Genomic DNA, 24,235 nt, shown 5'->3' on the forward strand with positions numbered 1-24,235 from the left:
AGTTACAACCGCAGAGGACAACACTGTATCTTGTATCGACGGCGTTAAGGTAACGGTCTCATCATTCGTTCCTGCCGTCACTACAACAACGTATACACCAGCAGATTTACGGGTTAACGCCGACACACTAGCACTCTTAATACCACTTTTCGCCAGACTGATATTTGCTTCATTGACATCTACTATCTGATTATTCTTATCTTTAAGCGTCAATGTTAATATTTGTGTGCTTTTCCCGTCTGCCAAAAGCGAGCTCTTTGCCGGTGTAAAACTGCTGTAATTTTTATTGATATTTGGAGCGAGTAAGGTTACTTGTGTTTGACTTTCATTAGAGCGATTTCCATTTAAGTCTTCTGCAACCCCTTTAATAGTCCAGACGTTTGAATCCTCTCCAGAAGATTGTCTGTTGGGTAATATCAGGGTGTAGTCAGTGCCATTTTTTACAATTTTTCCGCCAGCATTTATAAAACCCGCTGCATCCCAATCAATATGTGAAAGGCCATGCTTACTGACGACAGATACCCCCAGTGATTTATGTTCATTAGAGTAGCCAGTCACCTCACTAAACGTATAGAGCTTAATAGTTTCTTTTTTACGATACTCCAACACAATGTTATTGTTTCGCTCAACCAAATCATATCGACTGCCTGCCAGTTTGTGCATTATTGCTACAGATTCTGGAGACAGTTGATTACGCCACGGGACGCCAAACTGATATTTCATATCAATTTTGAATTGAGTATCCTGATTACTTGATTCTCCTTGCCGTTGCTCAACGCCAAACGTTACCAATGGAACGGGTGTGTAATTGACCCCAACAGTAATAGCATGTGGGTTGTGCTGGCGATTATTTATACTAAACAATGCAACTTCATTACCATAGTATTGCTCATAGAGGAGTTTCCCCCCTAGCTGTGGTAAAGCTGGTAACCACATTTGCAAGCGAACATCCCATCCATTAGCTGGCCGCTCCTGATAATCTTCGATATCTGGAGAGTCATGCCATCCAGTCAGGCGGGAGTATCCATTGAATCCAAATTTCATGAAGTCACGACCCAGTTCAATACCGCCACCGGCGCGTGAAAGATTTCTGGATAAGTCGTAATCTACAAAAGCATTGGCCCCGAACATCCATTTATCGTAGAAATGCCGGGCACCGATACCCATGTTTGCTTGTGTCCGATGATCGGTTCGATGAAAGCTGTCCTGGGCAAATAATAATGTATCGCCTTTGTCATATAATGGAAGTAGGAGATCAAATTGTGAATTTTCCAGAGATAGATTCTTCCCGACTCCCAACTCGACTCTGGCTGTGCCAAATTGACTCAACCACTGTTGAACCTCGGTGTTAAGTGCCCCCGTTGCGGTACTTTTGACCATAGCAGCAACCGATTCGCTGTTAGGGGAATTGGTTAAGAATCTGCCGCCCTGGGAGGCAAGTGAAGCAAATTTTTTCTCATGACTATTGCTTACTTCCTGAATCTTGTCAGGTAGGGGAGTAAGAACAGACGTTTTAGGAACATCAAGCTCATCACCTGAACGTAAATGATAGAATCCATGTGAGAAGATGCGAAACTCATTCACTTTACTCAACTGCTCAGGGCTGATTCCATATTTTTTTGCAACAGAATAAATCGTCTCCCCTTCCTTCAGGGTGTATGGCTGGATATTGGCAGCTGATAACTCCTGTTGATTAGGAACTACGCTTGATGCGATTGCAGGAGTAAACACGCACAAAATGGGGAATGTAAACTGAATAAAAATATTAATCCAAATAATTCGACGTAAGAACGGTCGTACCTCGTCCTTTCCTTTGGAGTAAGAGTACAACATAGAGAAAAATCTCCTTGATTTATAAAAATGTTAATTTTTTATGTGGCGGTTTTACATAATTATAAAATATTAAATATAATTGTTATCCATTATAAATGGAGAAGGTAATGAGGCTGTCGCGCAAAAGATAATGATGTGTTAATCTTGGCTGTTTAAATGTTATTTGTAATAACATTTAATGAGGATATTAATCATTTGTTGATATTCGGCTTTATTGTCCTTCAGAAAGGCAATCATCATACATTTGAAATTATAACTATGCAATGTTATCGCCATTGATGTCTCAATGGGTTAAGTTTGCTTTGGACGATGTGTAAGTATTATTATTGTAATATTATCAGCGAGATAATTGCCCAGAGATTCAATGTCTGGCCAGTTAAGAATTTTCATGTTGGTGCTATTCAGAACATTCAATCATGAAATATGATGCAGGGTGTAAGATATTAATTGGAAGTAATAACCGTTTTAAACGTAAAGAACGACGCAATATAATTTTAGAACCGATTGCCCGATTTGCCGGGCAACCGAGCGCTAAGTGTGCGAAAAAACCCTCATTTCGTCGAGTGTGAACTGAGAGTCCTGCTGGCAATCTCTGCGCCAAACCGCGTGTTCAAATTTGGGGGCTGGGCAACGGTGGGAATGAATGAAACAGCTTCAAGGAGGCATTGAGGAACCACTTGCCACGGGGCGCTATTACTACCAGCTACACAGTCATAAAAAGGGATCATGCGTTTGGCTTCATTCCATACTCCTGGGGGACCCGTCCTCTCATGCTTCCAGAACATCTTTCTCCCGGAGCATATCCATAAATTTATCGTTCTTCATTTGTATTGGGGAGATAAGCTGTCCGGACGTCTGGCATTGGCTTTCGGTGCTGACAGCTACTGTTATTTCGGTTTTAAATGTCCGCATAGACGATGTTGTTTCTGGAGCGGTAGGCGGTCGCCTGGTCTGAACGTTTCCTGTAGCGTAAGTGCCAGGAGTCGAGGTTGAATTGGCTGAAAAGAGAGTAACCTGAGATTCTGGCACTGGAGAGGGATCATTTGGATTCACGGTGATTTCCGCGGCATCTTCACCAAAAATCGAAATCTGCAGCGGGGCTGTGTTGGGCGGGATGCTGTTGCCAGCCATATTGCCAAGAGTATTCCAGCAATGGTTAACACGGATAAAAAGATTGGCGATGGAGGCCGGAAGCCTGAGCAATCCGCGCTGGGCCGCACCACGGTCACTCATCCAGTGTTTTGCAACCAGAGCGGTGACGGCCAAAGCGGTGAACACCGTGCTGGATGATTGATTTTCCGCATCGCCCAGAAACTGGTGCACAAAGGCCTCTCCAGGCCAGCCGGTCACCGTCTCTCTGATATAGCAGGCAGATTGAGAAAAGATAGTGTTGTCGGGCAAGAACCAGGAAGCCAGCCCGAGCGCCTGCAATATCGCTGTATCTATATTTCTGCGCTCGGTAATGGCGGTATATAGACTGTTAGCGGCAATAGCGAGATTGGCGGGAACACCGGGGAGTAATTTTGAAAGACAGAAAGAGAGGATTTTGCTCTCTTCATGGTTGCCCAGCGTTGCCATCAACTGCTGAATGCTACGTCGGCAATCCTCGGTGAAAGGAACGAGTGAGTCTGCATTTTGTTCGGGTGAATTTTTCCCGTTACAGGTGGTGTCACTGGCATCAAACCAGACTTCCTCCACCCGGATGCTGTCTTCGGCATCGAACCAGATATCAGGCTCCTCCGCTATCGAAATAGCGTGATTCCCTGACGACCTTGATGTAGGGAAATATGGAATGTGGGAGTTGCAAGGGGGGCTGATATGAATATTTGGCATATTTCATCCTGAATAACAAATTGATTAAAAATGACGATTAAATATTTTTAGATGAAGCGATAAGGTGCCAACTTGTGGCAAGATTTTATTCGCGCTTAACATCTATGTCAGAGTAGTGAACAAGTAGTTTGATGCTGCTTGTTCACTATGAAAATTTATTGTGAGAAAAACTAATCAGGAGGATTGAATATTCTGGAGTGGTAAGGGTTATTTGTGCTAATCCCAATAGTGATAAAATGGCGATAATGGTTTATAATTGCATTAGCGCCGACAAACCCACCAGCTAAATTTTCTCTGGCAATAAATTCGTAGAATGGGAATTCATATTGTCCGAAAATAAATTTAACGGAACTGACTACGGCACCGGAAAATCCCTCAACAGGCTTACCCGTCAGTTGTGCAAGGCGTTCAGCAACGCTAATTTTTCCGGGAGAAGAATCGGCACCAGAGCAAACGAAGAGCCTTATCTTGTCGAAATTCTGTGATAAGATACCCCGCATATACAGTGTGTTATAAAAATCATCAGCATTCATATAATGGATCATATCAAGCGATGCTATTCCCGGACAACCATGAGCGAGAATATTCAACCGACGCTCAGAACCGTCCATATCAATTGCCGTAAAAGATACCTTATCACTTAAATCCGGGATTCCGGTAGTCTGTCCAGTAGTAGAATAAAAATCCAGTATTCTTGGCGACTCTATGCCCTGACGTACACCTGAATTTGGCCAGAACGCCCGGTGGTAGCTGAGTATATGGTTATAGATATACTCGGGTACATGTCCTGCCAATATGGCTGACAGAAGATGGGTGTCATCATTTTCCATTGCGGTATAGACAATACTGTGAAGTACCCCTTCTGCCGAAATGGGTTCATGAGCAATGGCATCATATATTGCACGAGCTATAGACTGACGAAACTCCGGGATATGTGACAGGTGTAAAAGTTCATAAATAGTTGCATATTTCAAAACGCACGCTAGCGAGTGGGTTGATAAACTCAGCGGCTGGCAATTTATTTGCCGTTTTTGTCTTGCAGATGATAAATTGCATGATGTGGACTCCAGTTGTTTGATGTACTTGCGGAATATATCAACATCACTTTGTAACTCTGTCGGGATTTTTTGTCCGACATTCACGCCACCATACTCACGATATGCGGGTTTTATTTCAAATAGGCCCCCCATTCTATTAAGCCAGTATTTGCTCCCGAAAGCTTCCCCGGTTTCCGGATTAACCCGCGCATAAATGGCTTTACCTCTCTTTATTCCGACCGGGATGACGGGAACTTGCAAGCTGGTCCGCGGAAGGGTTGCCATCGTTGAAGTTGGGGGCGTTATTTTTTGTGACCAGCCGGAGCCATTATTTTGGCTAAGCCGATTTGCCAGTTCAGCCGTTTTTTTGTCGGAGGCGAGCAGGTGCAAAATACTCTGACGAAAAGCCCTGCCGGTAAAAGTGAGTAATTCAAAGCCAGGATCGGCCGCTCTGAGAGTATTTGCTCCAAGCAAAGCCAGCTCTTTCAAAGTGGGCAAACGCGTTTCATGAAGTATATTTCTCCCTAATACTGGCCAGCTCCTTATACCTGCCAGAGCGGGGGCGTGACTAAGCCCTTTTGCAACTTGCATACCAAACTTTGTACTCAGGCGGGTGGCCTGGCCAAAAACGGGAAGGAATGAAAGGGCATCCGTAAGGCATGCCGGAATTGCCTGTAAAGGATCTTTGTTAACAATACTTTCAATGCAATCATAAAAAGGAATTAAGTGCTTAATGAAACTCCAAATTTTTTGGAATTCAGATTGGTCATTACCTGATTGGTAAAGATTATTGAAAAGCGTTTCACGGTGTTTGTTCTTGAGCCAGTTAACAAGAGCGGCTTCATCATTATACTTTCCTGCGGTTTTATTTATACTAAATGAATATTTGAACTTGTCGGAGCCAGCTGTGAAAGTTAAGTCCCTATCATTAATTGTAAAATTCTTATCAAAACTATAATCGAACAGGCCGTGGTTGATAAAACTCTCAATATTGCGGTCTACACGGATAATTCTGTAGCCCTCTGTATCACTATTGACTCCCTGTAATGCATATATTCGTTCCATTCCATTGTTATGAACCGCGAAGATGTCCGTTTTGTTGAGTCGGATATCGAAGTCATTAATATGAACGCCGCCGCCCATAGAGCCCCATGCAGGTCGCTGAGAGCGTACGTGAATATCCGCAGGGTACACAAAGGACTCGGGCGATGAAATCATATCGTAATCATCTTTGCTCAGCGATTTCATCGCCGATTGAATGAGGTATGGATCTATTTCACGAAACGTGTCGGCCACGGCGGCGGTAAGTTTCTTATATTCGACGTCAAGACTATCAGGAGCCTCGCCACAAGGTTTTTTTGTGCCACGTAAATAAAATTCTTTTGCTGCTTTCTGGTCTGTTTCCTTACATGATTCCGGAAATTTGTCGCAGTCGATCTCTTGTGCACCGAAGCCTGGAGTGCGAATAGCTCGAATATGAGGGATCTCAGGGCACTGAGAAATTATCTTCTCTGCCAACTTGCCTTTATTGAGCCATTGTAGAGTTGCAGAATGATAGGCTGTGTACTTATTTTCTATATCTTGCTCTAATGTCATTATTTCTTTTCTGTACAGGATGTAGCGGTTGATATCATCAAATTCATTATCACTTGCCCAATATCCATCTGTTGAAGGGGATAAAGTTGTGAATAGCAGTGCCGGGAATTTATAATAAATGATATTATCTTCCGCTATTCCCTCATTGACGGCTAACTGCCACATTTTTTCACCTGTGCTCATCGCCTCCTGATAAGTATAGGCTTTGTCAGAGTTGAGTTGTAAAAAGCGAGAGCCAGTATAGAGATTGGCTAAATCGTAATTACTTAGTTTGAGATTGGCTACTCGTCCGTGTGAGAAGTTAAGAAAAGGCATTTCTTCCATCAGGAAGGCGTTCCACATATCAGCTAATGCGCTACGTTGTGATAAAGGAACCTTGTCGTCTTTTAATGTTCCAGTAATATATAGTTGGCTTATTGTTAACTGAATATAAGCATCTTTAATGGTTGAGGTTTGTTTAAAATAATATGAGCGCATCTTATCTATAAGGATCTTTTCTGGGGAGCAGCCGAGAACATTATTAAATACCCACCTCCGCACCACCGAGCCTGCTTGAGCAAAAGAAATTTTTTCATCTTTCGCTCCCCCATATTGATAGCTGGCTGCTAAAATTTTACTGGCGAGTAATTTTATTTTTGTTTTATATTCAGTTGCGTTGTGATTTTTCTTAAATAGATAACTGGCCAGCGCAGCAAGCATTTTTTCTTTACTCACAGTACTGATTTTTTCCGTTTCATCTAAGAATAGAATGCCTTTTTTACTAAGCATTTTGATAATGCTGTGATTTTCTTTATTCATAACTGTAGGTGGCTTATCAGCCGGGTGCCGTTTGACCTTGCCCGGCGGGAGTTCACTGCTTTGCCCATCAGCTGTTGTTGCCTCTGCCTGATGCGGTGATCCGGTTCTGTCCCACAGTACTTTTCCGGCTAAGCCAAGCCCTGTCATACCTGCTACGGTGCCGGCGGCAATGACCGTTTTGCTCTTTAATGCCCGCACATATGAAGTCGCCAATGGCGCAGCCGCTGCCGCCGCGACCAGAGGAAGCAGGGCTTCCCCCCCAGACCTTTGCGCCGCCGGGGAAGAATAAGCCTGCACAATACTGCCTTCTATCTCCGGAGGCAGCGGTTTCGGGTGGGTTGTGGCATCGCATTGGGTATTGAGGTGGGTGTACGTAATAACACTATTGTTCACCTGCTGATGGGTTTTAGCGCAGCGGGTGGCACAGTTCATCAGCAGTGAAAGCCCACTTTGCTGCCTGAATTTATCTACCGCCAGCAGGTGTGCCTGTTCAGCCAGAGAGCCGTCTGCTTCCGGAACGACTAGTGGCCTGTTCTGCACCGTACCACGGATGAAAGACTCGGGAGTGGCAGTTGAATTCGACGTAAACGCGGTAATCCTGGAAGCTGAGGGCGCGCCGGATACTTCAATACAGCTATCAACCTCGAAAGCAGGTGCCTGTTGTAGTGAACCCCTCGGGAGGTTATTACGAGCCATCAGGCCCAGCGCATTCCAGCAGTGGCTGAGGCGGATAAAAAGATTGGCGATGGAGGCCGGAAGCCTGAGCAATCCGCGCTGGGCCGCACCACGGTCACTCATCCAGTGTTTTGCAACCAGAGCGGTGACGGCCAAAGCGGTGAACACCGTGCTGGATGATTGATTTTCCGCATCGCCCAGAAACTGGTGCACGAAGGCCTCTCCAAGCCAGCCGGTCACCGTCTCTCTGATATAGCAGGCAGATTGAGAAAAGATAGTGTTGTCGGGCAAGAACCAGGAAGCCAGCCCGAGCGCCTGCAATATCGCTGTATCTATATTTCTGCGCTCGGTAATGGCGCTATACAGACTGTTGGCGGCAATAGCGAGATTGGCGGGAACACCGGGGAGTAATTTTGAAAGACAGAAAGAGAGGATTTTGCTCTCTTCATGGTTGCCCAGCGTTGCCATCAACTGCTGAATGCTACGTCGGCAATCCTCGGTGAAAGGAACAAGTGAGTCTGCATTTTGTTCGGGTGAATTTTTCCCGTTACAGGTGGTGTCGCTGGCATCAAACCAGGCTTCCTCCACCCGGATGCTGTCTTCAGCATCGAACCAGGTATCCGGCTCCTCCGCTATTAGAATAGCATTGTCCCCGGACGGCCTGAATGTAGATAAATATGAAATGTGGAAGTTGCAAGGGGGGCTGATATGAGCATTCGGCATGTTACCTCTTGTAAAAGCTAATATGAAAATAACATTCACATTTAACTCTTTAATTAAGATCTTTAATTAAAGAAAACGCTCTTAATAGGGGGCAGCGGCTTGAGGGATATATTCCTTGCCCCAGCGAAGAGGGCAAGGGGGTTATTTATCGATCAGTTAAACGGTTCGCCGAGGGTTAGCATCAGCCGGTTTGCCCAGGCAAAGAATGCGGTTGATTGCACCAGATCAAGCAGTTCCAGCTCGCTAAGACCTTGCTCTCTGAGGGCGTTTATTTGCTGTGCGCTGGCGCTTGTCGGGGTGGCAGAAAGCGCGGCTGAAAAGTTAATTTCCGCCTGCCAGCGTGGAGACTGCCCGTCGCTAAGCGTATTGCCGGGTGCAATAGCCAGCAGGCGCTCAACCGATTCGTTGTGTTTAGAGAGTTGGCTGGCTTTACGGGCGTGTACCGACGCGCAATAGATGCAGCCGTTAACCTTGCTGGCAACGGTCGCAGCTAATTCACGCTCGGCGCGCGGCAGGCCGCCGGGCGTATAGAAAATGCCTTTATCGGTTAGCGTTCGCTGTTCCAGCACCGGCAGGTTGCGCCCCAGAAGTCGGAAGTAGTCGGAGTCCTGGTGGCCGAAGCGCTTCAGGGTTTCCTGCTGTTCAGGTGTAAACTCCGCGTAAGTTTTTGCGGCAATCCACGGTTCCCAGCCAAGCTCGGCCTGGGTGAAGGCCTGCGGTGCCGATTTGCCAGTGTGGGACTGCGGCTGGCGGTGCCATTCTCCCGCGCCTGGAATACGGACCTGCTCGCCGTTTACCGGCTGTCGCCCAATCAGGCGCAGGCCGCGCAGCAGGCGGGTCTGGAAGGCAACAAAGCCGATAATTTGTGACAGTGTCACTATTTCTTCTTCGCTAAACCCCGCTTCACTCAGGGCCTGAACGTCGTTCGGGGTGGCCTGCACCGGCTGGAAGCTGAGCCGTTCTGCGTGATCCAGAGCCTGTTCAAAGCGTTCGCTTGCGGCTTTTCCCGCCAGGCGTTCGGCGTAGTGTTCTGCCAACTGCGCGTCGTCATGCCATTCGGCTACGCGCCGGGCGAGGTGCAGGCGTTCGGCCAGGGTCAGACCGCTGGCGCTGAGTTCGCCAAACAGCGCGTCATAGCTGCCCTGGGCATGTGCCGTTGCGGCTTCGCGAGTTTTGCGTGCCTCCGCCAGCGCGGAGCCGGGGGTAATGTCTGCCAACCGTTCGAGTAAATCCTGATGACTCATAATGATTCCTTAGCCAGTGTCGAAGATGTAGTGCCGGGGCGAGCGCCGCTGCGCACCCAGCCAAGCGCAGGGGCAACGTGCTCCGCCAGCAGTTCGATGGATCGTAAAATGTAGGAGTGGGGCGGATCGATGGAGTGAACCTGGAACGAAAGATCGGTCACGCGTTGCAATGTGCTGTCCCGCTGTAGTGACTCGATGACCTGCTGCGGCGTGCCGAGGTGGACATCAAATGCGGCGATGTGGTGGTCCAGCGTGTCACCGGGAACCGGGTGACCCTGCGCGCGGTGCTGCTCGGCCTGTTGGCGAAGTCCTCTGGCCGCAAGTTGGCGAGCCAGTTGACCGTCGTCGGTAACAAACCCGGTGCGTGAACCCAGAATCCTGGGCTCCACGCCGTCGGGTAAGGCATCCAGATAAGCATCTATTATCGGGTTTTGAATCGCGTCCAGCGGCGTGTCGAGCGCGTCCGGGCTTCGGGGCTGGGTGCGCGATAACATCAGTCCGTCACCGGCTTTACCCGCTCTTGCACCGCCGTCCACCGAGAATGTTGCCTGCCAGATACGGCTTTTCAGCAGCGGAGACGCCGGGTAGAGATGATTATCCGTTCCGCTGAGCGGCTCATCGTTAAGCGCCGAGCGCAGCAGCGCCAGGTTTTCGGCATAAATTTTACCGCGTTCGCTGCTTTGCAGGCCAAATGCCGGAAATGACCCCGGTGTTCCGCCGGAGCCGACGCCCAGTTCAAGGCGGCCACTGCTCAAAAGATCGAGCACCACGGCATCTTCCGCAACGCGCAGCGCCGATTCCATCGGCAGGGTGATTATCCCGGTGCCAAGCCGGATACGGCGGGTATGGGCGGCAACATGGCTGAGGAAAACCAGCGGAGCGGGTAGGCCGCCTTCCGCTTCGTGAAAGTGGTGCTGCGCCACCCACGCGGCATCAAAACCGTGCCATTCGGCGTGAATAATTTGCTCGGTTGCCAGCCGGTAGCGCTCTGCGGCAGGCGCGTGGTCAAGAAGGCGGGTGAAGAAACCCAGGCGTTTAATCGTCATGCTACGTCCTTATGAATGAGGCCGGTATCGGGAATGGCGTTGAGCAACTGCCAGGTGTAATCGCTGGCAGGCGCGTTGAACACGTCGGCTATCGGGCCGTTGTCCACCAGTTGACCGGCGCGGAGCACCGAAACGCTGTGCGCAAGCTGCCGTACGGTCGCCAGATCGTGAGAGATAAACAGGTAGCTAAGCCCGAGCTGCCGTTGCAGGTCGTCCAGCAGGCGCAGGATTTGTGCCTGCACCGTGACGTCCAGCGCAGAAGTGGCTTCATCCAGCACCAGAATTTGAGGTTCCAGGATCAGCGCGCGAGCGATCGCAACGCGCTGACGCTGTCCGCCGGAAAGCTCGCGCGGCCTGCGGGTTAAAACCTCCAGCGGGAGCGCTACCCGTTCGGTAATAGCTTCGACCCGGCTGCGGCGCTCCGCTTTTGAATACTTGCCAAAGTTGAGCAGCGGTTCTTCAATAATGCGAAACAGCGTCTGGCTCGGGTCGAGAGAGGCGAAGGGGTTCTGGTACACCAGTTGAATCTTCTGGCGTAGCTGCCGCCGGGCTTCAGGGCTGAGGGCGGTGGTGTCGATACCGCCTATCAACACTTTGCCGGAGTCCGGTTTTTGGAAGCCCAGCAGAATGCGTGCCAGGGTCGATTTACCCGAGCCGGACTCGCCCACCAGGGCGTGGGTTGTTCCCCGGGCAACGGTAAATGACACGTCATCCAGCGCACGTAATGTTTGCTCGCTGCCTTTGCCCAGAGAGAAATTCTGGTTGAGATTGCGGATCTCGATAGCTGCCGTCTGTGGCGCACGTAGCGGCCACGGGCGTAAAGTGCGGGACAGGCCCGGCGCGTCGGCAAACAGCTGTCGCGTATAAGGATTTTTGGGTCGCTGTACCACGTCGGCAGTCAACCCTGACTCCTGGATCATGCCGTCACGGAAGACCAGAATGCGGTCAGATCTCTGGGCGGCAAGCGCTAAATCGTGGGTGACAAACAGCACGGCGGTGCCGGATTCACGGCGCAGGTTATCCAGCAGGTCCAGGATGCGTTTTTGTACCGTTACGTCCAGGGCGCTGGTCGGCTCGTCGGCAATAATTAGCGCGGGCTTAAGTGCGATGGCCATGGCGATTAAAACCCGCTGTTTCATACCGCCGGAAAGCTGGTGCGGATACTGGCCAGCACGCTGCGCCGGGTGGCTAAGGCCGACTTTTTCCAGCAGGGCAACAACCTGCTCGTCACGCTGCGTTTTTGGTATGCGGGTATGGAGCTTCAGCACCTCGGCAACCTGCTGCCCGATAGTTTTGACCGGGTTTAACGAACTGCCCGGGTCCTGCGGGATAAGGCTAATGCTGGCGCCGCGCAGGGCGTCGAGCTGGCGTTCAGACCAGCGGCTAATTGGTTCGCCGTTAAGGCGTATTTCCCCGGACTCGATGACGCCGTTTTCACCAAGCAGGCCGATAATCGACTGGGCGAGCGTGGTCTTTCCCGATCCGGATTCGCCGACTATCGCCAGCACTTCACCGGCGTTCAGGCTGAACGAGGCATTGTGAACCACGCGTTTGTTCCCCCCGCGTTGGCGCCAGGCGATGCTCAAATTTTCAATCTTTAACAGCGGCGTACTCATGCAACTCTCCCGGCAAAATAGTGGCTTAAACGGTTAACGGCCAGCACCACGGCAACCACGACGATGCCGGGGAAGGTTGAGAGCCACCAGGCGGTTGCCAGATAGTTACGGCCTTCGGCTATCAGCAGGCCCCATTCCGGCGTAGGCGGCGGCGTGCCGTAGCCGAGAAAGCTCAGGGTAGAGAGCGCGAGAATGGCGCTGCCAAATTGCAGCGCGGCAAAGGCGAATACCGAAGTGAGGGCGTTTGGCAGAATATGGCGCCAGAGCACCTGCCAGAAGGTTCCGCCGCTGCCCACCGCCGCTTCTACATAGTCGCTGTGCCGCACGCGAACCACTTCGGCCCGCGCCAGACGCGTGAAATTGGCGATAGAGGTAATACCCACGGCAATGGCCGCGTTGACCGTGCCGAAGCCGAGCAGGATTATCACGCTCAGGGAAAGCAGCAGGCCAGGGATAGCCAGCAGGACGTCAACGCCGCGCATTAAAGCGCTTTCGGTTTTGCCTCCTGTTGCCCCGGCCAGCACCCCAAGTGCGGTGCCAACAACCAGCCCAAGCGCCACGGCCACCAGCGCACCTGAAAGAGAATGAGAAGCTCCCCAGACAATTCTGGCGTAAAGGTCACGGCCAAGCTGATCTGTCCCGAGCCAGTGTCCGGCCTGGGGCGCAAGCCGCTGCGCCCCGGCAACGCCTTCGGTCGGGCTCCAGGCGGTAAATAGCGAAGGAAATAGCGCCCAAAGCGCGACGATGATCACCGTTAACCAGGCAAGCCACAGGCCGGGCTGGAAGTCAGTTTTAAAGCCGGAAAGCCGACGTAAAGAGCGGCGAGGCAGCGGAGTATTAATATCAACGGTAGTCATGCGGTAGCCCCCCGAACGGACTGAAGACGCGGATCGAGTAGCGGATAAATCAGGTCCACCAGCAGGTTAATCACCACAAAGCTGAGGGCGGAAATCATCACTACCGCCTGCAAAACGGCAACATCCTGGTTGTTCACCGCCCGCTGGGTAAGCTGCCCCAGGCCGTTGAGGCCAAATACGGTTTCGGTGATAAGCGCCCCGGCGATAAGTTCGCCCAGCAGCAGGCCGGCAACCGTCAGCACCGGCAGAATCGCATTGCGGGCAACGTGCCGCCACAGCACGCCTGCGCGGCTGCCGCCTTTTGCTCTGGCAACGGAGACATAGGGCTGAGTCAGCACCTGGTCGATATTACGCATCAGCAATTGAGCCAGCGGGGCGCTAATCGGTACGGCGAGGGTGGCAACGGGTAAAATCAATCCCTGCCAGAAGCCGGGGTTGATAACCGGAATCAGCCGCCACTGGAAGGAAAACAGCTGAATAAGCGCGATGCCGAGCCAAAAAGTCGGCACCGCGACAAACAGCGCCGGAAGATTAGCAAACAGGGTGCGTAGCCAGCGTAAAGGTGCGAGGGTGGAAGCGGCAGAAATAGCCACCGCCAGCACGATGGCAGCGGCAAAACCCAGCCCCGCCAGCCGTAAAGTCGAAGGCAGATTAGCGGCGATCAGTTGGCTGACCGAAACTCCGGCCTCCACCGAGTAGCCGAACTCGCCGCGCAGCATATTGCCGAGCGTGGTCAGGTATTGCTGCCAGATTGGGGTGCTTTCCCCGTAGACCACGCGCATTTCCTGAATTTGCGCCGCGCTCAGGCCCAGGTCAGGGTTCTGGAATTTAATCAAAATGGCGTCGCCCGGCAGCAGCTGGAGCAGAATGAACGACACGCTGTAGGCCGCCCAAAGTACCAGCACCGCCTGAGCAAAACGCCCGGTCAGATAACGTGTCATCGTCGCTCCCCTTAGTGTTTCTCAAGCCATGCGGCATAAAATGAAGGTCGTCCCACGGCTTCAAAGGCCACGCCTTTCAGCCACGGCGCACCGGCAAAGACCTGCGGCTCTTCGAAAATTGGAATCACATACGCCTGGTCGATAAGGTAGCGTTGAGCGTCACCGGCAAGCTGGAGGCGCTTTTGCGAGTCGACTTCGGACGAGATGCCCACCAGCAGGGCGTTCAGCCTGTCGTCACTAAACTGAGATGTGGCGCTAAGGCCGCCTTTTTGCAGCAGGGCATCGCGGTTTGCCGGGTGGAACTGGCTCTTGATAACGTCCGGGTCGGCGCGGCCAACTTCAATCACGTTTACCGCCGTTTTCTGTGGATTATTGGTGTCCAGCACGCGGCTGCCTGCGTCACCGGCGCGCACGCTCAGGCCGACGCCAATCTGCTTCCACTGCTGGGCTACCAGTTGCAGCACTTCTTTGTTTTGCGGCTGCGGCAGAGATTCATAGATAGTTAACGACAGCGGCTTGCCGTCTTTCTCGCGTATTCCGTTGGCCGCTTTTTTCCAGCCCGCTTCGTCCAGCAGCTTGTTAGAAAGCTCCGGGTCATATTTCAGCTTGTCGCGCAGGTCAACGTAGCCCGCCGCAGAACTGGCGATAACCGAGGTTGCCACCGGGTAGTTAGCCGAAAACAGCGTATCGACCACTTGTTGGGTATTGGTGCCGTGCAGCAGCGCCTGGCGCACTTTTACGTCGGCAACCAGCGCGTTGTCAGGGCGCAGGGCTATGCCGTCGTTGACGCCGCGAGTCGGTGCCGCATAGATCGGGAATTTTTGCTCAGTAGCCTGCTTTTCGTCATAGGCCTGGACCTGGCGAATAAAGTCCGCCTGGCCCGCCAGCAGCGCGCCGATGCGCACGCTATCTTCAGGCGTGACCAGAATTTTAATGCCGTCGAGGTTAGCCGGGCCTTGCTGCGGGCTGTTCTTTGGCCCCCACTGATAATCTTTGCGGGCCACTAAATCGACTTCACGCCCCAGCGTTTCGTTTTGCACCACAAACGGGCCGGAGCCGATGATATTGCGGGCGTCGCCCAGCTCGTCGAAATTTCGTCCCAGGGTCTTGAGTGATACCAGGCCGGAACCGATGGTGGCCGTGCCCTGCAGGAAACCAGGCGACGGTTTTTTAAAGAAAAACTTAACGGTCAGCGGGTCGACAACTTCGCTATGGTCGTAGTTATTAATGACTTCGGAAACCGGCAGGCGCAGGGCTTTGTTGCCCAACCCGTAAGTGTCGAAGTTTTTGGCTACCGCGTTGGCATCCAGCGGTGTGCCGTCCGAGAACGTCACGCCGGGGCGCAGTTTGAAAGTGTATTCGGTTTTGTCGGCATTGCTGGTCCAGGACTCGGCAATCCACGGCTCCACTTCGAGGGTTTTCGGGTTCTGCCAGGTTAACTTGTCGGTTATCTGGTTCAAAATGCCGCCGTTCGGGTAGAAGCCCCCGGCTGGCGGATAAAGGTTGGTGTGTGCCTGTTGCTCAAGGTAAACCAATTCCCCGCCTTTTACCGGGGCGGCGCTGGCGTGGAAAGCGGCAAAAGTTGCTGCTAATGCCAGGCCGCGGGCAAGCGCGGTCCGGCGAGGCGATGATGGCATGGTGTTATCCTTTATTGTCTGATTGTTAGCGGCGCTGGCGCGCCTTGAAACTCATAACAACTCAGGCAATAAAGGATGAGAACGAAGAAAAACTGCTAACGATTGTCAGAAATTCACTTAACGCAAATAGCTGGCTGGACGTCTGTGCGTCACCTCATGGTGGTGTTCGCGGAAATCATCGGCAGAATCCTCTGCCGCCTGGCGCAGTTCATCGCTGTCGGCCTGGTGACTCAGCTGGATATCCACATCTTTCACTACGAAGTATTCATGCCCCTGGCGCTCTGCCATGGTCTGGCCGGAGAACAGAGCGGTAACAATTAATAACAGGATTGTGTTGAGTCGGTGTTTTTTGGCCATCGTGCTTCTCCTCGGCGAAACGAAGCCACTTTAGCGATAATGCCACCGCGAAACTATTCGACTTTTCAAAAGTGCGTTAAAGGTTTGTCAGCAAGGTAAAAACCGGCAAGGAACCGGTTTTGTTGTGGTCTGGTTAAGGCGAAGTGTGCAGCTTAGTGGAGCCCGGCCAGTCGCAGAAGCGCGGTAACCAGCGCGGCGGCAAGAATAACGAAGATAAGCGGCACTTTACGCCAGGCCAGGAACACGGCGACGGCCACGCCCGCAAAACGTGCGTATCCGGCAAAGTGGGAGCCTTCGAAGAAGGTTGTCGCCAGCGCAACCGAGAACAGCAGGGTGGTTGCCGCGTCGTTAAGCAGCTTTTGCGAGCGGTCAGAAAGCGCCATTCTGCCGCCAAGTTTTGCCCCGCTAAAGCGCATCAGCCACGTACCGGCCGAAAGCACCGCCAGCCCGGCAATAATCGTCAGGGTATTGTCCATTATTTTTTCCTCGCCAGCAGGCCAAGCATCGAAAGCAGTACCGGAAGGCCGACCGGCGCAAACGGCGTAGCCGCCAGCGAAATCGCCGCTCCCGTTGAAGCGCGAACCAGGGTGGTGCGGCTTTTAAACGCCGGGATCACCAGCGCCAGCAGAATAGCCGGGAATACGGCATCAAGGCCGATAACTTCAGGAGAAGGAAGCAGGCTGCCTACGCCCGCGCCGAGCAGGGTTCCCGCCGGCCAGAACAGCGCCACGCCGGTACCGCATAGCCAGTAGGCGGCTTTACGTTTTTCCGGTGAGGATTGGGAAAGTCCGAAAACAACGCTCTCGTCATTCATAATATGGCAGCCGACGGCGCTTAACAGGCGGGTGCCGACTAGTTCGCGCACCGCTACGCCGAAGGGAATATGGCGGGCGTTAACCAGCAGACCGGCCATGGCTGCCGCAAAAGGGTTGCCGCCGCTGGCGATAATACCGATAAACATAAATTCAGAAGCCCCGGCCAGCACCACAAAAGAGGCCAAAACCGGCAGCCAGAGCGGGAAGCCATAGGCCATTGCCAGCGAGCCGTAAGAGACACCGACCACGCCCACGGCAAGGCAGACAAGGAAAATCGCCTTTTTGGTGTCGCCCGGCAGAGCGGCAAGATGTTTGCGCATCATCTAATGTTTTCCATATCGAACGAATTTTTCATTATAATGACCGCAATCTGATGCTATATCAAGCGAACGAATCGTTCATTTTACCGAACAGCGGGTGATGCCATGACGCAGCCGATAGACACTATAGCCCTGAGCCTGGTCCGGGAGAGAAACCGCGCCGGGCTGTCGCTGGCGGAAGTTGCCCGCCGCGCCGGAATTGCAAAATCCACGCTCTCTCAGCTTGAGGCCGGGAACGGTAATCCTAGCCTGGAAACGCTGTGGGCGCTTTGCGTTGCGCTGAATATTCCTTTTGCCACGCTGCTGGAGCCACAAAGTGCCAGAACGCAGATTATACGGCGAGGGGAAGGGAGCCGGGTTTCTTCGGAGCACGCTAATTATGAGGCAATATTGCTCGCTACCTGCCCGCCAGGCGCGCGGCGGGATATCTATTTACTGGAAGCGCAGCCCGGCACGCCAAGGCTTTCAGAACCTCATTCGCCCGGATCGGTCGAGCATATTATTGTGACTCAGGGAAGGGCGCTAATTGGCCTGGTGGATGCTCCACAAGAATTAGGCGTTGGAGATTACATTTGTTACCCGGCTGACCAGCCGCATATATTTAATGCGCTGGAGCCGGATACCATGGCAATTATGATTGCCGAGCAAAATTAAAAACGGGTAGCTTTTTGTTTTCCCCGCAACCGGGCATTATTAATGGGCGACGGATTTGGAAAACAGATTAATCACCAGCACGCCAAGAATAATCAGCGCCATCCCTGCAATAGCAGGCCAGTCGAGCTTCTGATCGAGGAAAAACCAGCCAATCAGGCCGATAAGCACAATTCCCGCGCCGGACCAGATAGCGTAAATTATGCCGGTAGGAATAGTGCGCATAGTAATAGAGAGCGCGTAGAATGCCACGCCGTAAAACAAAATGGTCACCACGCTGGGCCACAGGCGGCTGAAGCCGTCGGAGAGTTTTAATGCGGTGGTGGCAATCACTTCGGCAACGATTGCGAGAATAAGCCAGCTGTAGGTCATGTCTTGTTTCCAACGAGAGAGGGCAATTGCGGAGCGCCATTTTGCCTGGCGGACGGCGGTTGCGGAAGCCCCCTGAAGGTAAAAAAGAGTGATTATCACCTGGTTTATGAATTAACTGTCTTTATTGTTAATTGCAGATTATCCGACTGGTTTGAATGTTAATTTGGAGTTGTTCTTTAATTAAAGTCATAAATTATTTAGTATATTGTCCTTTGTAACATTATGTAATTCAACTATGATACCGGTAACATTGAGATGCGGTCAGGCACGATTAGCCCGCCTCTGGTGAGCGGCGTCGTTAACGGTAATTAACCTCAGGGGTGAGGCATGGATTGGTTAGTAGATTATTTCTCTACTTATCTGTACGGACTGAAAGTGATAGCGATTGGGCTGGCTATCCTGATGCTTATCAGCGGCATCGACGATCTTTTTATTGATATTGTGTTCTGGGTTCGCCGCGCATGGCGTGCCTGTACGGTTTATCGTCGGCATAATCATTTAGGCCATAAACAGCTTTATGAGCCGCAGGAAAAACCGCTGGCGATTATGGTGCCCGCGTGGAATGAAACCGGCGTAATCGGCAATATGGCAAGCCTTGCGGCCAGTACGCTTGATTATGAGAACTACCATATTTTTGTGGGGACCTATCCTAACGATCCGGATACCCAGCGCGACGTCGACGAAGTTTGCGCTCGTTTCCCTAACGTGCACAAAGTGGTCTGCGCTCGTCCGGGGCCGACCAGTAAAGCCGATTGCCTGAATAACATTCTTGATGCGATTTTGCAGTTTGAGCGTAACGCTCGCTTCTCCTTCTCCGGCTTTATTCTCCACGACGCAGAAGACGTTATCTCGCCTCTGGAATTAAGACTGTTCAACTATCTGGTTGACCGTAAAGACCTGATTCAGATCCCTGTTTACCCGTTTGAGCGCAGCTGGACCCACTTTACCAGCCTCAGCTATCTGGATGAGTTTTCAGAGCTGCACGGGAAAGACGTCCCGGTGCGTGAGGCGCTGGCGGGCCAGGTGCCAAGCGCCGGGGTCGGCACGTGTTTCAGCCGCCGTGCCGTGCTGGCGCTGCTTGCGGACGGTGACGGCATCGCGTTTGACGTGCAGAGTTTGACGGAAGATTACGATATCGGCTTCCGCCTGCGTCAAAAAGGCATGGAAGAAATCTTCTGCCGCTTCCCGGTGGTGGACGATACGGACAAATCGTCCAGGCCGTTCGGTCAGCGTAAACGCACCTCTAAAGTTATCTGCGTGCGCGAGTACTTCCCGGATACCTACACCACGGCGGTACGCCAGAAGTCCCGCTGGATTATCGGCATCGTTTTCCAGGGGTTTAAAACGCACCGCTGGAGCAGCAGCTGGGTGCTGAACTACTTCCTGTGGCGTGACCGTAAAGGCGCTATCGCTAACTTCCTTAGCTTTGCCGCGATGCTGGTGATGTTGCAGCTGGTTGCGCTGCTTATCTATCAGCGCAGCGTGGAAGGAGCCTGGCAGTTTCTGTCGATTTTCGTCGGCGGGGCGTGGCTCAGCACGCTGCTGTGGATCAACTTCTTCCTGATGGCGAACCGAATTTTACAGCGCATTATCTTCGTTACCGGCTATTACGGAATATGGCAGGGGCTGATGTCTATTCCGCGCCTATTCTGGGGCAACCTGATCAACTTTATGGCTAACTGGCGTGCGATTCGTCAGGTTATCCAGCACGGTGACCCGCGCCGCGTGGCCTGGGATAAAACCACCCACGACTTCCCGACCGTCAACACCCGTAACCGCGCGCTGCGCCCGCTGGGTGAGATCCTGATAGCCAACGGGGTTATCACCGAGGAACAACTGACGGAAGCGCTTCAAACCCGTACGCCAGGCCTGAAGCTTGGCGGTAGTCTGGTGAACAGCGGCATGATCACCTCCGTGCAGCTGGCCGAAGCGCTTGCCGAGCAAGCGAGCGTGCCGATGGAAATTATCGACAGCCGTCGCTTAGATGAAGCGCTAATTAAAAGGGTTCCGGCAAGCGTGGCGCTGCATTACGCGGTTCTGCCGCTGCGTGAAGTGCAAGGCACGCTTATCTTTGCCAGCGAAAGCGCCATCGACCCGGTTTCCCTCGCGGCGCTGGGGCGCAAAGTTCAGCGCCCGGTAAGCTATGTCATCGTTCCACGCGGTGAGGTTGTCGTAGGGCTGCGCTATTGGTACAGCCAGCAGAAAAACGATCCTTCCGTTCTGCTTAACAAAGCCGTTGAGGCAGGAATGCTTAGCCAGCAGCAGGCCGCTGAAATCTGGCAGGAGTATGTCTCAAGGCAAATTCTGTTTGCCGAAGTGCTGATAACTGAAAGTCACCTCGATGAGGCGGTGCTTAAAGCCGTGTTACTACGCTATGAGCGCAGCCCGATGCTGTTTGGCGAATTCCTGGTTCAGGAAGGGGTAATCAGTCAGCAGGTTGTTGACCACGCGCTGGAGCAGCAGAAAAAACTACAGCCTTCTTTAACCGCATTGATGCATAAAGCCGGACTGAGCAGCCTGCAGCTGTCCAGCCTTGCCGGGGAGGGAGCATGAAGCTTCGCCTGAAACCTTTGGCCGCGCTGGCGTGCGGCCTGTTAATTGCCGGGCAAAGCCTGGCGGCAACCGAAGGCTCAAAAGAAGACCTTGGGCTGAGCGACTATCGCTATTTTAAAGTTTACCCGCACATTGAGCGCGCGCAAAAAGCCCTTAAAGCCAACGATGAGCAGCGCGCCATCAGCAGCTTCCGTCATGCCCACGAGCTTGCGCCGGACAGCGTTCGCCTGACGCTGTGGCTGGCGGAAACGTATCGCCACTTTGACCATGATGATAAAGCGAGAGAACTGCTCAAAGAACAGCTGCGCAAAACGCCTGATAATAAGCAGGTGCGCCTCGCGCTTAACGCTATTCCCCGGGAAGTTAAAAATATCACCACCCGGGATCAACTGCTGGCGCTGAGCGCGGAATGTAACGCCGAGCCTTACGCTGAATGCCGGTCTGAAGTGGGCAACTATGCCCTGAAGCTGGGCGAGCTTGAAGTGGCTTTCGCCCAGATAAACGATACTGCGTTTCGCACGTCACCGGCGGGCCATGAGCTTATCAATGGCCTGATCCAGCGTGCGATTTACCTGCAAAACTGGCAGATGGCCGATCGTGGTTTCGCTCTTCAGGACCGTTCAGCAACGCTCACAGAAGAACAATATCAGCAATGGTTCGCTATTCTGCTGCACCTTGGGCGTGACCGCCGTATTCTCGACCTTCAGCAGCAGGGCGTGATGAACTCGCCCGGTATGCAGCTTGCCTATGCCCGCTCTCTTGCCGAGCGCAAAAAATTCCCAGAGCTGGAAAGCTATCTGGCCAGCCATAAGCCCGAGCTGGCCACCGAAAGCGAGAAGCATAACTGGCGCTATTTGATGGTGACCTGGGGCGGTATGAAAGAGCCTGCTCCGGTGCTGCCGGTGTATAAACCTAAGCCGCTTACCGCCGTCGAAATGCGCATGGCTCAGGCGCGCGTGCTCAAAGATCAGTGCGATAAAGTCATTTCGATTCTGGGCGATATGTCGCCTCAGTATGACGCCCAAAGCTGGTCTCATCTGGCGCAGTGTTACCAGCAGACCGCGCCGGGAATGGCGCTGTATGCTGCCCAGCAGGCAAGCTCGCGGGACAACAATCCTTATTATGCCCGCCAGGTTTCTTACCTTGCATTTGCGGTAGAAGATTATGAACTGGCTCAAAGCAGTATGCGCAGCGTGCCCGCTAAAGAGTTGAGCGACGAAGATGTCACCGCCGCAGCACGCAGCGCATGGCTGGCAAAAGACACCGTGGCGCAGGAATACTGGCAGCAGGTTGCCTGGCAGCGCGGAATGCCCGAGCAGAACTTTGAAACGCCGCCGGCACAAGATGCCGCGACTCGCGGGTTCGCCTTGTTTAAAGCGGACGATATGCCCGGCGCACGCAGTGAGTTAGAAAAAGCGCTCGTCACCATGCCGGACTCCCCGGAAATCATGCGCCAGATGGTTTACATCAATCAGCGCCTGGACGACGGAGTGCAAACGCGCAGCTACAGCGAACGCGTAGTCGACGATATCGATAACACGGTAACTCCGTCTAAGGGGCTGAGCGACGAGCAGCAGAAAGACCGCTTTGCCTTCCGCCGCGTGCATGAAGATAGCCAGCGCGGCTGGACGTTCTCCTTTGATAGCTCCCTGGGCCTGACCACCGCATCCAAAAACGTGGCCGGTGCCGACTCTTCCGGCCCACGCAACCGAAGCAGCCGCAGCTATGGCCAGCTCGAGGCGGAATACCGCATCGGCCAGAACAAAATTCTGGAAGGCGATACGCTTTCGGTCTACAGCCGCGTGTTTGGCGGCAGCGGCGAGCATACCAATATCGCACCGATTTACATGCCTGCACTGGGGCTGGGCGTGCGCTGGAAGCCGCTGCGTGAGCAGGTCATTTATCTGGCAGTAGAGCAGCAGTTGCCGCTCGACAAAGCCACGACCGAAGCCGACGTAATGGTTCGCGCCAGCGCCTCGTTCCTGAACGGCGGCACCCACAGCGATGACTGGCACCCGCTTGGTAAAGGCTGGTTTGCGCAAAATATCTATCTTGATGCCGCGCACTATGTGAAAGGTGATAACCAGCTATATACCGCTGATTACCGTCAAAGCTGGCATCAGAAGGTTTCCGGCAGGCAAACGCTCGAACCGTACTGGCATGTGCAGTACAACAACCAGACGAAACATTCACGCAGCAGCGATACCAAACTTGCCGGGGTTGGCGTTCGCTTTAATACCTGGTTTGGCGAAACGCATTACGATGCATTCCCCCACAAGGCAAGCGTAGGTCTGGAATACCAGCGGGTGATCGACGGTCATAACCGCGATGTTGATTCCAAAAATAGTCTGTTCCTCACAATCGGAGTGCGCTGGTAATGAAATTTACTCCTGCATTAACGCTGGCGGCCGCGCTACTTTGCCCGACATACGCTCTTGCCATCAATGCGGTGATGTACCAGCCGCAGCTGCGCGATATGTCGATGACCGACCAGCAGTGGAAAAATATCCTCGGGCAGCTGAAACAGCAGGGCATCGACACCCTGGTATTCCAGTGGAGCCGCTATGGTGACGCCTTTAACGGCGGAGAGCCGCAGTTCTGGATCGAAAACAAAGCGATGCTGGTTAAAGATAGCGGGCTGAAGCTGGTGATGGGCCTGGCGGCGGACGATAAATTCTTTGAGCGCCAGAATCAGCCGCTTTCCGCGCTGGAAAATTACTTTAACGGCCTGCGCGCGCGTGACGCTGAGCTGGCAGCTCGCTGGAAGCGGGTACTCGGTGAAGAAAATATCGCCGGGTGGTATATCAGCAGCGAACTTGATGACCGCCGCTGGCGTAGCCCGGAAATGCAGCAGGCTGCTCTTGCCTGGCTCACGAAGACCCACGAATCTCTGGCGGCGGTGGCGGATAAGCCGATTGCCGTCAGCAGCTTCTTTGCCGGAAATATGTCGCCGGACGGTTACCAGAAATGGGTCACAAACCTGAGCCATAGCGGGGTTAAAGTCTGGGTGCAGGACGGGGCAGGAACCGGCGTCATGACGCCTCAGGCACGGGCGCTGTATTTACAAACCAACAGCGGCGGGCAGGTGGTTGAACTGTTCCGTCAGGATAAAAATGCCGCCGGGTTTAGCGCTACGCCGCTCGACTCGTCTGAACAGCGCCGTTTGCTGGAGACTCGCCCTCCGGCGGGGAAAGACAGGGTGTACTTCTCGCTGCGCTATATGGGCGCCGCTGCCGGAATATTACAATATCGCAATTCTCCGCCGGTAAATATTGACGCAGAGAAAAAGTAAAATGATTAACGGCCCTTTATTCAATGAAAAAAGGGCCGT

Annotated in this window: 17 protein-coding genes; 4 read left to right on the forward strand and 13 right to left on the reverse strand. The window is 52.8% G+C overall.

The features are described 5' to 3' along the window. The 12 genes from HMPREF0201_RS09345 to HMPREF0201_RS09400 all read right to left on the reverse strand — a co-directional run. A partial coding sequence (locus HMPREF0201_RS09345) for an inverse autotransporter beta domain-containing protein (RefSeq protein WP_016536350.1) occupies window positions 1-1,833 on the reverse strand: 1,833 nt, incomplete at its 3' end. Window positions 1,834-2,601: 768 nt separating this feature from the next. Further along, window positions 2,602-3,666 carry a hypothetical protein gene (locus tag HMPREF0201_RS09350; RefSeq protein ID WP_016536352.1) on the reverse strand — a complete coding sequence of 355 codons (1,065 nt, stop codon included), beginning with the start codon at window positions 3,664-3,666 and terminating at the stop codon, window positions 2,602-2,604. Window positions 3,667-3,836: 170 nt separating this feature from the next. Further along, entirely contained in the window at window positions 3,837-8,495 is a 4,659-nt protein-coding gene (locus HMPREF0201_RS09355; RefSeq protein WP_016536353.1) for a hypothetical protein, read from the reverse strand. 152 nt (window positions 8,496-8,647) lie between these two features. After that, window positions 8,648-9,742, reverse strand: a complete 1,095-nt coding sequence (locus tag HMPREF0201_RS09360; RefSeq protein ID WP_392397298.1) for an alkylhydroperoxidase domain protein — start codon at window positions 9,740-9,742, stop codon at window positions 8,648-8,650. Then, a complete protein-coding gene (locus HMPREF0201_RS09365) occupies window positions 9,736-10,785 on the reverse strand; it encodes a putative FMN-dependent luciferase-like monooxygenase (protein WP_016536355.1) in 1,050 nt (349 codons plus the stop codon). Before HMPREF0201_RS09365 ends, HMPREF0201_RS09360 begins: the two co-directional genes overlap by 7 nt. Beyond that, window positions 10,782-12,401: a dipeptide ABC transporter ATP-binding protein gene (locus HMPREF0201_RS09370; RefSeq protein WP_016536356.1), complete on the reverse strand. Its 1,620-nt coding sequence runs from the start codon at window positions 12,399-12,401 to the stop codon at window positions 10,782-10,784. The genes HMPREF0201_RS09365 and HMPREF0201_RS09370 overlap by 4 nt, the downstream gene beginning before the upstream one ends. Beyond that, window positions 12,398-13,258: an ABC transporter permease gene (locus tag HMPREF0201_RS09375; protein WP_016536357.1), complete on the reverse strand. Its 861-nt coding sequence runs from the start codon at window positions 13,256-13,258 to the stop codon at window positions 12,398-12,400. The genes HMPREF0201_RS09370 and HMPREF0201_RS09375 overlap by 4 nt, the downstream gene beginning before the upstream one ends. Next, the gene (locus HMPREF0201_RS09380) at window positions 13,255-14,199 is read right to left on the reverse strand and encodes an ABC transporter permease (protein ID WP_016536358.1); all 945 of its coding nucleotides are present in this window, start codon (window positions 14,197-14,199) and stop codon (window positions 13,255-13,257) included. Before HMPREF0201_RS09380 ends, HMPREF0201_RS09375 begins: the two co-directional genes overlap by 4 nt. Before the next feature lie 11 nt (window positions 14,200-14,210). Then, window positions 14,211-15,836, reverse strand: a complete 1,626-nt coding sequence (locus HMPREF0201_RS09385; RefSeq protein WP_016536359.1) for a TIGR04028 family ABC transporter substrate-binding protein — start codon at window positions 15,834-15,836, stop codon at window positions 14,211-14,213. 117 nt (window positions 15,837-15,953) lie between these two features. Next, window positions 15,954-16,193 carry a DUF2554 family protein gene (locus tag HMPREF0201_RS09390; RefSeq protein ID WP_016536360.1) on the reverse strand — a complete coding sequence of 80 codons (240 nt, stop codon included), beginning with the start codon at window positions 16,191-16,193 and terminating at the stop codon, window positions 15,954-15,956. Window positions 16,194-16,345: 152 nt separating this feature from the next. Next, window positions 16,346-16,669, reverse strand: a complete 324-nt coding sequence (locus tag HMPREF0201_RS09395) for an AzlD domain-containing protein (RefSeq protein WP_016536361.1) — start codon at window positions 16,667-16,669, stop codon at window positions 16,346-16,348. Then, complete coding sequence (locus HMPREF0201_RS09400; protein ID WP_039899280.1) at window positions 16,669-17,328, reverse strand: AzlC family ABC transporter permease; 660 nt, start codon at window positions 17,326-17,328, stop codon at window positions 16,669-16,671. The genes HMPREF0201_RS09395 and HMPREF0201_RS09400 overlap by 1 nt, the downstream gene beginning before the upstream one ends. A 105-nt stretch (window positions 17,329-17,433) precedes the next feature. Here HMPREF0201_RS09400 and HMPREF0201_RS09405 point away from each other — a divergent pair, with 105 nt between their 5' ends. Beyond that, window positions 17,434-17,982: a helix-turn-helix domain-containing protein gene (locus HMPREF0201_RS09405; protein ID WP_016536363.1), complete on the forward strand. Its 549-nt coding sequence runs from the start codon at window positions 17,434-17,436 to the stop codon at window positions 17,980-17,982. A 39-nt stretch (window positions 17,983-18,021) separates the two neighbouring features. On the opposite strand, the gene HMPREF0201_RS09410 is transcribed toward HMPREF0201_RS09405, so the two are convergent. Then, entirely contained in the window at window positions 18,022-18,351 is a 330-nt protein-coding gene (locus HMPREF0201_RS09410) for an SMR family transporter (RefSeq protein WP_039899282.1), read from the reverse strand. A gap of 327 nt (window positions 18,352-18,678) precedes the next feature. On the opposite strand from HMPREF0201_RS09410, the gene nfrB reads away from it, so the two are divergent. Genes nfrB through HMPREF0201_RS09425 form a run of 3 tightly spaced genes read left to right on the forward strand, consistent with a single transcriptional unit; the run spans window position 18,679 to window position 24,196 of the window. Continuing rightward, on the forward strand, window positions 18,679-20,904 hold the full coding sequence (nfrB, locus tag HMPREF0201_RS09415) for a cyclic di-3',5'-guanylate-activated glycosyltransferase NfrB (protein ID WP_016536365.1): 2,226 nt from the start codon (window positions 18,679-18,681) through the stop codon (window positions 20,902-20,904). After that, a complete protein-coding gene (locus HMPREF0201_RS09420) occupies window positions 20,901-23,282 on the forward strand; it encodes an NfrA family protein (protein WP_016536366.1) in 2,382 nt (793 codons plus the stop codon). The genes nfrB and HMPREF0201_RS09420 overlap by 4 nt, the downstream gene beginning before the upstream one ends. Beyond that, window positions 23,282-24,196, forward strand: a complete 915-nt coding sequence (locus HMPREF0201_RS09425) for a DUF4434 domain-containing protein (RefSeq protein WP_016536367.1) — start codon at window positions 23,282-23,284, stop codon at window positions 24,194-24,196. The genes HMPREF0201_RS09420 and HMPREF0201_RS09425 overlap by 1 nt, the downstream gene beginning before the upstream one ends. The last annotated feature ends 39 nt before the right edge of the window (window positions 24,197-24,235 follow it).

This window comes from Cedecea davisae DSM 4568, from assembly GCF_000412335.2.
Classification (GTDB): Bacteria; Pseudomonadota; Gammaproteobacteria; order Enterobacterales; family Enterobacteriaceae; genus Cedecea; species Cedecea davisae.

Coding starts and splice junctions, on each gene's coding strand:
- HMPREF0201_RS09350 (WP_016536352.1), bottom strand. CDS start 3,666: ATGCCAAATATTCATATCAGCCCCCCTTGCAACTCCCACATTCCATAT.
- HMPREF0201_RS09355 (WP_016536353.1), bottom strand. CDS start 8,495: ATGCCGAATGCTCATATCAGCCCCCCTTGCAACTTCCACATTTCATAT.
- HMPREF0201_RS09365 (WP_016536355.1), bottom strand. CDS start 10,785: ATGACGATTAAACGCCTGGGTTTCTTCACCCGCCTTCTTGACCACGCG.
- HMPREF0201_RS09370 (WP_016536356.1), bottom strand. CDS start 12,401: ATGAGTACGCCGCTGTTAAAGATTGAAAATTTGAGCATCGCCTGGCGC.
- HMPREF0201_RS09375 (WP_016536357.1), bottom strand. CDS start 13,258: ATGACTACCGTTGATATTAATACTCCGCTGCCTCGCCGCTCTTTACGT.
- HMPREF0201_RS09380 (WP_016536358.1), bottom strand. CDS start 14,199: ATGACACGTTATCTGACCGGGCGTTTTGCTCAGGCGGTGCTGGTACTT.
- HMPREF0201_RS09385 (WP_016536359.1), bottom strand. CDS start 15,836: ATGCCATCATCGCCTCGCCGGACCGCGCTTGCCCGCGGCCTGGCATTA.
- HMPREF0201_RS09390 (WP_016536360.1), bottom strand. CDS start 16,193: ATGGCCAAAAAACACCGACTCAACACAATCCTGTTATTAATTGTTACC.
- HMPREF0201_RS09395 (WP_016536361.1), bottom strand. CDS start 16,669: ATGGACAATACCCTGACGATTATTGCCGGGCTGGCGGTGCTTTCGGCC.
- HMPREF0201_RS09400 (WP_039899280.1), bottom strand. CDS start 17,328: ATGCGCAAACATCTTGCCGCTCTGCCGGGCGACACCAAAAAGGCGATT.
- HMPREF0201_RS09405 (WP_016536363.1), top strand. CDS start 17,434: ATGACGCAGCCGATAGACACTATAGCCCTGAGCCTGGTCCGGGAGAGA.
- HMPREF0201_RS09410 (WP_039899282.1), bottom strand. CDS start 18,351: ATGACCTACAGCTGGCTTATTCTCGCAATCGTTGCCGAAGTGATTGCC.
- nfrB (WP_016536365.1), top strand. CDS start 18,679: ATGGATTGGTTAGTAGATTATTTCTCTACTTATCTGTACGGACTGAAA.
- HMPREF0201_RS09420 (WP_016536366.1), top strand. CDS start 20,901: ATGAAGCTTCGCCTGAAACCTTTGGCCGCGCTGGCGTGCGGCCTGTTA.
- HMPREF0201_RS09425 (WP_016536367.1), top strand. CDS start 23,282: ATGAAATTTACTCCTGCATTAACGCTGGCGGCCGCGCTACTTTGCCCG.